Origin of the sequence: Rhizobium sp. CFBP 13726, assembly GCF_014841925.1 — a bacterium.
GTDB lineage: Bacteria > Pseudomonadota > Alphaproteobacteria > Rhizobiales > Rhizobiaceae > Neorhizobium > Neorhizobium soli.
The window spans coordinates 269,257-280,625 of the sequence record NZ_JACYUU010000001.1 but is presented as its reverse complement, the minus strand read 5'-3'; the positions used below and the strand labels follow the sequence as shown (position 1 = coordinate 280,625).

The 11,369-nt window shown below is 62.2% G+C and carries 10 protein-coding genes; 3 read left to right on the top strand and 7 right to left on the bottom strand.

The features are described 5' to 3' along the window. Positions 1–40 precede the first annotated feature (40 nt). The 3 genes from betC (at position 41) to betA (ending at position 4,839) form a co-directional block, all read left to right on the top strand. Positions 41–1,558: a choline-sulfatase gene (gene betC, locus IFT66_RS01270; RefSeq protein WP_192076580.1), complete on the top strand. Its 1,518-nt coding sequence runs from the start codon at positions 41–43 to the stop codon at positions 1,556–1,558. 23 nt (positions 1,559–1,581) lie between these two features. After that, positions 1,582–3,045 carry a betaine-aldehyde dehydrogenase gene (gene betB, locus IFT66_RS01265; RefSeq protein WP_192076579.1) on the top strand — a complete coding sequence of 488 codons (1,464 nt, stop codon included), beginning with the start codon at positions 1,582–1,584 and terminating at the stop codon, positions 3,043–3,045. A gap of 141 nt (positions 3,046–3,186) precedes the next feature. Continuing rightward, positions 3,187–4,839, top strand: coding sequence for a choline dehydrogenase (gene betA, locus IFT66_RS01260; protein WP_192076578.1), 1,653 nt, complete (start codon positions 3,187–3,189; stop codon positions 4,837–4,839). Between the two features lie 12 nt (positions 4,840–4,851). On the opposite strand, the gene IFT66_RS01255 is transcribed toward betA, so the two are convergent. The 7 genes from IFT66_RS01255 to cysT all read right to left on the bottom strand — a co-directional run bounded on the left by IFT66_RS01255 (position 4,852) and on the right by cysT (position 11,357). Next, on the bottom strand, positions 4,852–5,151 hold the full coding sequence (locus tag IFT66_RS01255; protein ID WP_184654733.1) for a type II toxin-antitoxin system RelE/ParE family toxin: 300 nt from the start codon (positions 5,149–5,151) through the stop codon (positions 4,852–4,854). Further along, positions 5,148–5,423, bottom strand: a complete 276-nt coding sequence (locus IFT66_RS01250; protein WP_092661564.1) for a YlcI/YnfO family protein — start codon at positions 5,421–5,423, stop codon at positions 5,148–5,150. The genes IFT66_RS01255 and IFT66_RS01250 overlap by 4 nt, the downstream gene beginning before the upstream one ends. 72 nt (positions 5,424–5,495) lie before the next feature. Then, entirely contained in the window at positions 5,496–6,866 is a 1,371-nt protein-coding gene (locus IFT66_RS01245; protein ID WP_192076577.1) for a virulence factor family protein, read from the bottom strand. Continuing rightward, entirely contained in the window at positions 6,863–8,182 is a 1,320-nt protein-coding gene (locus IFT66_RS01240) for a phosphatidylglycerol lysyltransferase domain-containing protein (RefSeq protein ID WP_192076576.1), read from the bottom strand. The genes IFT66_RS01245 and IFT66_RS01240 overlap by 4 nt, the downstream gene beginning before the upstream one ends. A gap of 193 nt (positions 8,183–8,375) precedes the next feature. Continuing rightward, on the bottom strand, positions 8,376–9,425 hold the full coding sequence (locus IFT66_RS01235; RefSeq protein WP_192076575.1) for a sulfate/molybdate ABC transporter ATP-binding protein: 1,050 nt from the start codon (positions 9,423–9,425) through the stop codon (positions 8,376–8,378). A 13-nt stretch (positions 9,426–9,438) separates the two neighbouring features. Next, positions 9,439–10,302, bottom strand: a complete 864-nt coding sequence (cysW, locus tag IFT66_RS01230) for a sulfate ABC transporter permease subunit CysW (RefSeq protein ID WP_192076574.1) — start codon at positions 10,300–10,302, stop codon at positions 9,439–9,441. Between the two features lie 197 nt (positions 10,303–10,499). Beyond that, on the bottom strand, positions 10,500–11,357 hold the full coding sequence (gene cysT, locus IFT66_RS01225; RefSeq protein WP_062453545.1) for a sulfate ABC transporter permease subunit CysT: 858 nt from the start codon (positions 11,355–11,357) through the stop codon (positions 10,500–10,502). Positions 11,358–11,369 lie beyond the last annotated feature (12 nt).

The following is an 11,369-nucleotide window of genomic DNA, read 5'->3' as shown; positions in this document are numbered from 1 at the left end:
TCTGGCGGTCTTCCTCATCTCCAAGAAAAGCAGCCCGGTCATGTCCCGTCCGAACATTCTCATCATCATGGTCGACCAGATGAACGGCACGCTGTTTCCGGATGGGCCGGCGGACTGGCTGCATGTGCCGCATCTGAAGGCGCTGGCCGCACGCTCGGCGCGGTTTGAGAACAACTACACCTCGTCGCCCCTTTGCGCGCCGGCCCGCGCCTCGTTCATGGCGGGGCAGCTGCCGAGCAGAACCGGGGTCTATGACAATGCCGCCGAATATGTTTCGTCGATCCCGACCTATGCGCATCACCTGCGCCGCGCCGGCTATTACACAGCGCTGTCGGGCAAGATGCATTTCGTCGGACCGGACCAGATGCACGGGTTCGAGGAGCGACTGACCACCGACATCTACCCGGCCGATTTCGGCTGGACGCCGGATTACCGCAAGCCGGGCGAGCGGATCGACTGGTGGTATCACAACATGGGTTCCGTCACCGGTGCAGGCGTTGCCGAGATTTCCAACCAGATGGAATATGACGACGAGGTGGCCTTCCTCGCCAACCAGAAGCTCTACCATCTGAGCCGCGACAACGACGATGCGGACCGCCGGCCCTGGGCTTTGACGGTGTCGTTCACGCATCCGCACGACCCTTACGTGGCACGCCGGAAGTTCTGGGATCTCTATAACGACTGCGAGCACCTGATGCCCGAGATCGGCATGCTCGCAGAGCAGGATCCGCATTCGGCCCGCATTCTCAAATCCTGCGACTATCCGGCCTTCGAGATCACCGACCAGCATGTGCGGCGGGCGCGCCAGGGCTATTTCGCCAACATCTCCTATATCGACGAGAAAGTCGGCGAGCTGGTCGACACGCTGACCCGGACACGGATGCTGGATAACACGTTCATCCTGTTCTGCTCCGACCATGGCGACATGCTGGGTGAGCGCGGATTGTGGTTCAAGATGAACTTCTTCGAGGGGTCGTCGCGAGTACCGCTGATGATCGCCGGTCCTCAGATCACGCCGTCGCTAAACTCCGCGCCGGTTTCCAATCTCGACATCACGCCAACGCTTTGCGATCTTGCCGGTATTTCGATGGACGAGATCATGCCCTGGACCGACGGCGAAAGCCTGAAGCCGGTGATCGACGGCGGCACCCGCACCGCGCCGGTGCTGATGGAATATGCCGCCGAAGCCTCGCATGCGCCGCTGGTCGGCATTCGCGAGGGCAAGTGGAAATACGTTCACTGCGAGCTCGATCCCGAACAGCTTTACGATCTCGACGCCGATCCGAACGAGCTGACCAACCTTGCGCAGGACCCGGCCCATTCATCGGTCATGGACGGGTTTCGCGCCAAGCGGGCGGAAAAGTGGGACATGGCGAAATTCGATGCGGCCGTGCGCGAAAGCCAGGCGCGGCGCTGGGTGGTCTATGAAGCGCTGCGCAACGGTGCCTATTACCCCTGGGACCACCAGCCCCTGCAGAAAGCCTCGGAGCGCTACATGCGCAATCATATGAACCTCGACAATCTGGAAGAGTCCAAGCGCTATCCCCGCGGGGAATAGTCGCCAAGGAACGGAGAAGACCCATGAAAGCACAACCAGTCGCCAGCCACTTCATCGACGGCGAATATGTCGAGGATACCGACGGCAGCGTCATCGAAAGCCTTTACCCGGCGACGGGCGAAGTGATCGCAAGGCTGTATGCGGCAACGCCTGCGATCGTCGAAAAGGCGATTGCGGCCGCCAAGCGCGCCCAGCCGGAATGGGCGGCAATGAGCCCGACCGCACGCGGCCGGATCCTGAAGCGCGCGGCCGAGATCATGCGGACCCGCAACCGCGAGCTTTCCGAGCTGGAGACGCTCGATACCGGCAAGCCGATCCAGGAGACGATCGTCGCCGACCCGACATCGGGCGCCGACAGTTTCGAGTTCTTCGGCGGCGTCATCGCAGCCGGTATGAACGGCCAGTACATTCCGCTCGGCGGCGATTTTGCCTATACGAAGCGGGTGCCGCTCGGCGTCTGCGTCGGCATCGGCGCCTGGAACTATCCGCAGCAGATCGCATGCTGGAAGGGTGCGCCGGCGCTCGCCGCCGGCAATGCGATGGTGTTCAAGCCGTCGGAAAACACGCCGCTCGGCGCGCTCAAGATCGCCGAGATCCTGATCGAGGCCGGCCTGCCCAAGGGCCTCTTCAACGTTATCCAGGGCGACCGCACGACCGGGCCGCTTCTGGTCGAACATCCTGATGTCGCCAAGGTGTCGCTGACCGGCTCGGTGCCGACTGGCCGCAAGGTGGCGGCGAGCGCTGCCGGCAACCTCAAGCATGTGACGATGGAACTCGGCGGCAAGTCGCCGCTGATCGTGTTCGACGATGCGGATATCGATTCCGCCATCGGCGGGGCGATGCTCGGCAATTTCTATTCGACCGGACAGGTCTGCTCCAACGGTACCCGTGTGTTCGTGCAGAAGGCGATCCGGGACGAATTCCTGTCGCGGCTGAAAGCCCGCACCGAAAAGATGGTGATCGGCGATCCGATGGACGAGGCAACCCAGGTGGGGCCGATGGTCTCCTACGATCAGCGCCAGAAGGTGATGTCCTATATCGAGAAGGGCATCTCGGCAGGGGCGACGCTCGTCACCGGTGGCGGCATTCCCAACAATGTCTCGGGCGAAGGCTATTACATCCAGCCGACGGTGTTTGCCGATGTCACCGACGACATGACAATCGCCCGTGAAGAGATCTTCGGACCCGTCATGTGCGTGCTCGACTTCGATAACGAGGAAGAGGTGATCGCGCGCGCCAACGCCACGGAATTCGGCCTCTCCGCCGGGGTCTTCACCGCCGATCTGACACGCGGGCATCGCGTCGCGGATCTTCTGGAAGCAGGCACGCTGTGGATCAACACCTACAATCTCTGCCCGGTGGAAATCCCTTTCGGCGGGTCAAAGCAGTCCGGTTTCGGCCGTGAAAACTCGCTTGCGGCACTGGAGCATTATTCGGAGCTGAAGACGGTGTATGTGGGAATGGGCAAGGTAGAGGCGCCGTATTGAACTTCACCTCCCCCTTGAGGGGGAGATCGCAGCAAAGCTGCGGGTGGGGGTGATCTTTCTACCCCACCCAATTCACCCCACCCCCCCCTCAAGGGGAGGGTAAGGTTGCCATGGGCTTCTGCTCAACATGAAAGCTCGGATATGAAAAGTGCAGATTTCGTCATCATCGGCTCGGGTTCGGCGGGTTCGGCCATGGCCTATCGGCTGTCCGAGGACGGGAAGCATTCTGTCATCGTGATCGAGGCGGGCGGTACCGATTATGGTCCGTTTATCCAGATGCCGGCGGCACTTGCCTGGCCGATGAGCATGAAGCGCTACAACTGGGGATATTATTCGGAGCCGGAACTGAACCTCGGCAACCGGCGGATTACCGCGCCGCGGGGCAAGGTGCTGGGTGGGTCTTCGTCGATCAATGGTCTCGTCTATGTGCGCGGCCATGCGGAAGACTACAACCGCTGGGAGGATCTCGGCGCGAGCGGCTGGTCCTATGCGGATGTGCTGCCCTATTTCAAGCGGATGGAAACGGCCCACGGCGGCGAAGCGGGTTGGCGCGGCACGGACGGGCCGATGCATGTGCAGCGCGGGCCGATGACCAATCCGCTGTTCCACGCCTTCATCCGGGCAGGTGCGGAGGCCGGTTTCGAGACGACCGACGATTACAACGGCTCGAAGCAGGAAGGCTTCGGGCTGATGGAGCAGACGATCCATGACGGTCGCCGCTGGTCCGCCGCCAACGCCTATCTGCGGCCGGCGATGAAGCGGAAGAATGTCGAGGTCGTCTATGGCCTCGCGCAGAAGGTCGTGATCGAAAACGGCCGTGCGATCGGCGTCGAAGTTCTGCGGCGGGGCGTGCCGGAAGTGGTCAAGGCAAACCGCGAGGTGATCATTGCCGCCTCGTCGTTCAACTCGCCGAAACTCTTGATGCTGTCTGGCATCGGGCCGGCGGCGCATCTGAGGGAGATGGGGATCGAGGTCGTGGCCGACCGGCCGGGCGTCGGTGCCAACCTGCAGGATCACATGGAGTTCTACTTCCAGCAGATCTCCACCAAGCCTGTCTCGCTCTATTCCTGGCTGCCCTGGTTCTGGCAGGGCGTGGCGGGTGCCCAGTGGCTGATGACCAAGGGTGGCCTGGGCGCCTCCAACCAGTTCGAGGCCTGCGCGTTCCTCCGCTCGGAACCGGGACTGAAGCAGCCGGATATCCAGTATCATTTTCTGCCTGTCGCGATTTCATACGACGGCAAGGCGGCGGCGAAGAGCCACGGGTTCCAGGTGCATGTGGGCTACAACCTGTCGAAATCGCGCGGCGCGGTGACGCTGCGCTCGTCCGATCCGAAGGACGATCCTGTCATCCGCTTCAACTACATGAGCCACGAGGAAGACTGGATCAAGTTCCGCCACTGCGTGCGGTTGACGCGCGAGATCTTCAGCCAAAAGGCGTTCGACGATTATCGCGGGCCGGAGATACAGCCGGGCGAACAGGTTGAGAGCGACGAGGAGATCGATGCCTTCCTGCGCGAGCATCTGGAAAGCGCCTATCACCCCTGCGGCACCTGCCGGATGGGCCGGGCCGACGATCTGATGGCGGTGGTCGATCCGGAATGCCGGGTGATCGGCGTCGAGGGGTTGCGGGTGGCCGACAGTTCGATCTTCCCGCATGTGACCTATGGCAATCTCAACGGCCCATCGATCATGACCGGCGAGAAGGCGGCGGATCATATTCTGGGCAAACAGCCCCTGCCCCGCAGCAATCAGGAGCCCTGGGTCAATCCGAGAGCGACGATGAGCGACCGCTAGGGTCGTGCGGTGTCAGTGGTAGTCGTCCTCGCGCTGGTGCCGGATGGCGAGAACGGTGACCGACGTCTCGCTGTCTATTCTGAACAGCACGACATAGCCAGACGAACCGAATGGAACGAGCATTTCCCGAAGGAGTGCATTGCCGCCTAAGGCCTTGCGGCAACTGAATGGGAAGTCTTCGAGCAATACCACCGACTGTGCAATGAGTTCCAGCACACGGGCCGCGGCGTCCTCGTCGCGATCCAGCAGATATGCATAGAGCCGTTTGAGATCAACTCGCGCGCGCTCCGTCCACTTCACGAGATAGCTCATTTGGAGCGCTTTTCGGCCCGCTTGGCTTCAAGCATGCCTTTCAGTTCTCCAAAAATCTCTTCAGATGAGTAGTAAACCCCGGTGCGCTCAGCTTCGGCCAGACCTGCCAGCCCCCTGGCGATAAACTCCGCCTGGGTCTTTCGGTAATCGATCTGCTTTTTCAGCGAGTCCTCGACGAAGGCGGAGAGCGTTTCGCCTTCTTTCAGCACGCTTTCGGCAGCCGCGCGGAGTTCCGGGTCGACGCGCAGCGACGGGATGGTTGCGGTTTTCATTAGCATCACCTCATGCGTTGCAAGTGCGATGCATGATGCGCCTGGAAGCGTATTCTGGCAAGTGGATCCGGATCACATCGCGGGTGGAGACAAAGCCCTGATGCGGTCCACGATCAGCCGGTTGAGGGCGCGGTAATCGCCATCGAAATGGTGGCCGCCGGGGCGTGAATGGATGAGCGTGCCGGGGATGTCCTCAACAGCAGGACAGGCGGTATCTTCCTCCTCCGTGCCGTAGATGCACTGGACCTTGTGCGGCTCGATCTTAGCGATGTCGTCGACGGGATCGCCCTGCTTGGCGGCCCCTGCCCAGCCGAGCCAGCCGGTGACGGCGATCTCGAAATCGGCCTGATGCGAGAGCGCCAGAAGCGAGAGCAACGAGACGGCCTGTCTGTCTGCCTCGGGCAGCAGTCGATAGGTGGCGGGCAGGATGTTGGCGCCGAAGGAATAGCCGATCAGGACGACGTTTTTGACGTTCCAGCGCTGGAGGTAGGTGGTGATGATGCGGGAGAGATCGTCGGCCGTCTCCTGCGGTGATTTCTCGGTCCAGAAATAGCGCAGAGCATCGACGCCGACGACCGGGATGCCGTCTTCCACGAGATAGGCGGCGAGCTTCTGGTCGATATCGCGCCAGCCGCCATCGCCCGAATAGATGATCGCCAGCGTATCATGCAGCGGCACGACCGAGGTCGGAACGATCGGCAGGCCGAGCGGCGACGATGACTGGCGAAGGCGGGCAAGCGTTGTGGAAACGGTTTGCAGCAGCAGGGTTTCCGCAGTTTCGTCCCAGGCGGTGATCTCGATTGCCGGATGAGTCTGCTTCAGTGCATCCGAGTGGGCTTCACCTGCCGGATCTGCCTGCGGCGTCAACAGAATGCGCACCGGTTCCGGAAGCGGGCCTGGCGTGAGCCCGTAGGCGACGCCGCCGTCGACCACCGTCTTTGGTGCCGGGGTGCAGAGGATCTTTTCGACGGGAATGGAGGCCAGCGGATCGATGGCGATCGTTTCTGCGATCGTGGAGGCCGGGGTCTGGGCGGCAATCGCGAGCGCCAGGGCGCCACCGCCGCCGATGCCGGCGATGACCGGCGGGAGGTAGGCGGCGATTTCCTGTTCGCGGTGGATCTGGCGGCTCAGTTCCTCGATATCGGAGACGAGATAAAGGCAGGTGCGCTCTTCTTCGCGCTCCAGCGCCTCGTAGTAGTCGGGAAGATCGACGCCGACGACCACGGCGCCGTCCGCAGTCAACGCATCGGAGACCGTCTGTTCGCGGTCCGACCAGCCTTCGGTGCCGGACAAGAGGAGAACGATGCCGGATGCCTTTGCGTCGGGATAGGCGATGCGGTCGGTCGGCAGGCTTCTGATGCCGGGGCCGGCCCACCATTCAAACGCATTCACCGCGGCGGCGACCACGGTGATGCCGGCAACGATTGCTGGCAGAAGCTTCATCGGCGAAGGATGCCTCTCAGGCCGCCGGCAATCAGCTTGGTCACGTCGAACAGGGCAACGAGCGGCATGCCGCGTCCCGAAACGGCGAGATAGCGAGGCTGCCATTCCGGATCGAATTTCGACTTGAACGCATGAACGCCACGGAAATTGTAAAAGCGTTCGCCGTTTTCGAAAATACGGTTGCCGATATGGTTCCAGAGCGGCGCGCGGCGGTGGGTGGCAAGGCCGGAAAGCGGCGCCATGCCGAGATTGAGCGTGCGATAGCCTTCCGACTTGAAGTGCTCCATGATGCGCACGAAGAGCAGATCCATCATGCCGCGATGGGTGTTGGGCACATGCCGCATCAGGTCGATAAAGGCATCGCCGTTCGAACTTGTCGCATGGATATTGGCGAAGGCGACGATGCGGCCTTCGAGACGGATGACGGCGACAGGTCCGGCTGCCACGTAGGCCGGCTGGAAAGTGCCGAGCGAAAAGCCCTTTTCGGCGGCGTTATGGGCGGCAAGCCAGGCGCGGGAGACGGCAATAAGCTCGTCCATCACGCCGGGCACCGCTTCGGCCGGCAGCAGCGAGAATTCCAGCCCGTCGCGTTCGGCACGGTTGATCGAGCGGCGCAGTTTCAGCCAGGCGCCGCCCTTCAGATCGAAATCGGTGAGATGAACCACCGCCTGTTCGCCGAGCTTGTAGGGTTTCAGACCCGCCTCGACTGCGCAGGGCAGAAACTCGGGCGAGACCTGGTAGAACACGGCGCGGCAGCCATCGCGGCGCGCGGCGTTCATGAACTTGACGATCAGGCCCGGCCAGGCCTTGCGGCAGCCGACCGGATCAAACAGCGCCGCCCAGGACCGGCCGGAGCGGGCATACATGACGAAGGCATTGCCGCAATCGGAAAACAGCACCTTCTTGTCGCCGAGCCGTACGAGGCCGGCGCTGGCATTGGGCTGGAGCGCCAGGATATCGAGCGCTCTCTGCAGGTCTTCGCCGGATGGAATACGGGAGACAGGCCGCGGAATGCGCAAGTGCCGGCTGGCGGCGAGCGAGCCGACGAAGGCGACGGTGACGAAGCCGGCCGAGACGCGGGTCGCGACATCACCGACAATCAGACGCCACGCCACGGCAAGCAGGTTCTCCTCCAGAAACACGTAGAGTGACAGCGCCACGGTGAAGGCGATCAGCGCGAAATAGAAGGCAAGGCCGCGATTGCCGAGGACGTCCAGCAGTCGCTCGGCAAGAAATTTGCCGAACTGACCCACAGCGGAGACCGCTTCGCCCTCCGCAACGGCGGGGGCCATCGTTTCATGCGCAATATCTGCCATAGGAGACCTGTCGGACTATCGAACTGCGAGCTTCATAGAGCACTTTGATTTACCGAAGCTTACGCGCGCAGGCTGCATATCAGCTTCCGATGCGCCCGGAATTGATAGGGATCAATTTAAAGTCGAAACTCGTGCCTTACGCTTCGTCGCGGGCAACTGGAAGGCTGGTACGCGGTCGGTACCAGCCACAATGTCATCGGCCGAATATCTTCCAGCGGGTCGGACGGAACCGTGCTTCGGAGCCGAGCTCGATCGGTGCGTGCAACGGCACTTCGATCTCCACATGGAAGGGCTCGTGGTCGTTACTTCCACCAGGGTTGGAGATATCGATCTCGGCGATACGGGTGCCGGCCAGACGCCGCGAGGCCGTGACCTTGCCGAACAGCGCATCCCGCTCCTGCGTCAGTTCCACATCTTCGGGACGGAAGTAGAGGTCGCCAGAACTGTTGGCTTCCCCGGACACACCGATCGGCTCGCCCTGGAACAGGACCGTGCCGTCCTTTACCTCGACCGGCAGATGCGAGGATTCACCGATGAAGGAGAACACGAAGGGCGACCCCGGCCGGTCATAGACGTCGTCGGCCGAGCCGACTTGTTCGATCTTGCCCTGGCTCATGACGACGACGCGGTCGGCCAGTTCCAGCGCTTCTTCCTGGTCGTGGGTGACGAAGACGGTGGTGTGGCCGGTGCGATCGTGAAACTCGCGCAGCCAGCGGCGCAGTTCCTTGCGGACCTTGGCATCGAGCGCGCCGAAGGGTTCGTCGAGCAGCAGGATGCGCGGCTCGATCGCCATGGCGCGGGCGAGCGCCACACGCTGGCGCTGGCCGCCGGAAAGCTGGTTCGGATAGCGGCTCTCAAGCCCCGATAGCTGGACCATATCGAGCAGGTCGGAGACGCGCTTTCTGATTTCGGTCTTGGACGGGCGGCTGGCGGAGGGGCGAACCTTCAGGCCGAATCCGATGTTTTCCGCCACCGTCATATGCCGGAACAGCGCGTAATGCTGGAATACGAAGCCGACATTGCGATCCTGCACGGAATGATGCGAGGCATCTTCGGCACCGAAGAAGATCTGGCCGTCGGTTGGAAAATCCAGCCCGGCGATCAGCCGCAGCAGCGTCGTCTTGCCGGAACCGGACGGACCAAGCAGCGCGATCAGTTCGCCGGACGCGATTTTCAGCGACACGTCGTTCAGCGCGGCGAAGCGGTCGAATTCCTTGCGGATATTGTTGATGCTAACTTCCATAGAGCGGGAGCCTTTAATGTCTGCCGCCGGCTGAGCCGGCACCGAACCGAAGTTCGAGAAGGGTTTTGAGAGCGAGCGTGACGAGCGCCAGAAGTGCGAGCAGCGAGGCCACCGCGAAGGCTGCAACCATGTTGTACTCATTGTAGAGTATCTCAACATGCAGCGGCATCGTGTTGGTGAGCCCGCGGATGCGGCCTGATACGACCGAGACGGCACCGAATTCGCCCATGGCGCGGGCATTGCAGAGAAGCACGCCGTAAAGCAGGCCCCACTTTATATTGGGCAGAGTCACATACCAGAAGGTCTGCCAGCCGGTTGCGCCAAGAGACAGCGCTGCCTCCTCGTCGCCGGTGCCCTGGTCCTGCATCAACGGGATGAGTTCGCGGGCGATGAAGGGGAAGGTGACGAACACGGTGGCCAGCACTATGCCGGGCACGGCAAACAGGATCTCGATGCCATAGCTCTTCAGCCAGGGTCCAAGCACGCTGGCACTGCCGAACAGCAGCACATAGACGAGACCCGAGATGACCGGCGAGATCGAGAACGGCAGGTCGATCAGAGTGATCAGAAAGGCCTTGCCCTTGAATTCGAACTTGGCGATGGCCCATGCCGCCGCAAGCCCGAAGACAAGGTTGAGCGGCACGGCGATGGCGGCGACCGTGAGCGTCAACCCGATCGCGGCCCAGGCGTCGGGTTCGACCAGCGCTTCCTCGTAAGCATCCCAGCCATCGCGAAACGCCTCGACGAAAACAGAGACGAGCGGCAGGAACAGGAAGAAGCCGAGGAAGACGAGCGACACCCCGACCAGGACCAGCTTGGTGGTGAGGCTTTCATCGGCGGGGCTGCGGAAACGTGTGATGCGGGTGGACTTAGACATGAGACAAGACCCTCTCTCCCCTGCCGGGCGACCGGGGTCGAGCCACGGGTCTCGCCCCGTCCTTCGGACCGCCCACGGGGAGGGAGAACCGACGTGGCAAGCGCTGCGTTCCTGCATCAGAGGGTGAGGCTGGGTTAAGCCCTCCCCCTTGTGGGGAGGGTTGGGAGGGGTTCTTTTTCAAGGCAACTCTGAAAATATCACACATAACCATACCTCCTGCGGCTCCAGGCCTGGATGAGGTTGATCACCAGCAGCATGGCGAACGAGATCAGCAGCATGATCGTGGCGATTGCGGTGGCGCCGGCGTAGTTGAACTCTTCCAGCCGGATGACGATCAGGAGCGGTGCGATTTCGGACACATAGGGGATGTTGCCGGCGATGAAGATGACCGAGCCGTATTCGCCGACACCGCGGGCAAAGGCGAGTGCGAAGCCGGTGAGGATGGCGGGTGCCAAGCCGGGCAGCAGAACCTGGAATATGGTCTGGAACCGGTTGGCGCCGAGCGTTGCTGCCGCCTCCTCTACTTCGCGATCGATCTCTTCCATGATCGGCTGCACGGTGCGCACGACGAAGGGAAGACCGATGAAGATCAGCGCGATGACGATGCCGTAGGGCGTAAACGCGATGCGGAACGGCATGAACAGCGAACCGATCCAGCCATTCGGCGCATAGAGCGAGGCGAATGCGATGCCGGCGACCGCCGTCGGGAGGGCAAACGGCAGGTCCACCATCGCATCGATCAACCGGCGACCGGGAAACCGGTAGCGGGTCAGCACCCAGGCGAGCAGCGTGCCGAACACGACGTTGATGAGCGCGGCCGCAAAGGCCGTACCGAAGGAAACGGTGAGAGCCCGGATCGTTCTTTGATCCGAGAGGATGGCGAAGAAGCCTGACCAGCCGAGCTCGGCCGTGCGCCAGAGCAGGCCTGCGATCGGAATGAGGATGATAAGCGACAGGTAGGCGAGCGAAAAGCCGAGCGTCAACCCGAAACCCGGGATGATGCTCGGCTGTTTTACCCGCCACCGTGCCGACGTGGCAGCGGTGGATGAGGTCATTCTGGTTCCGAC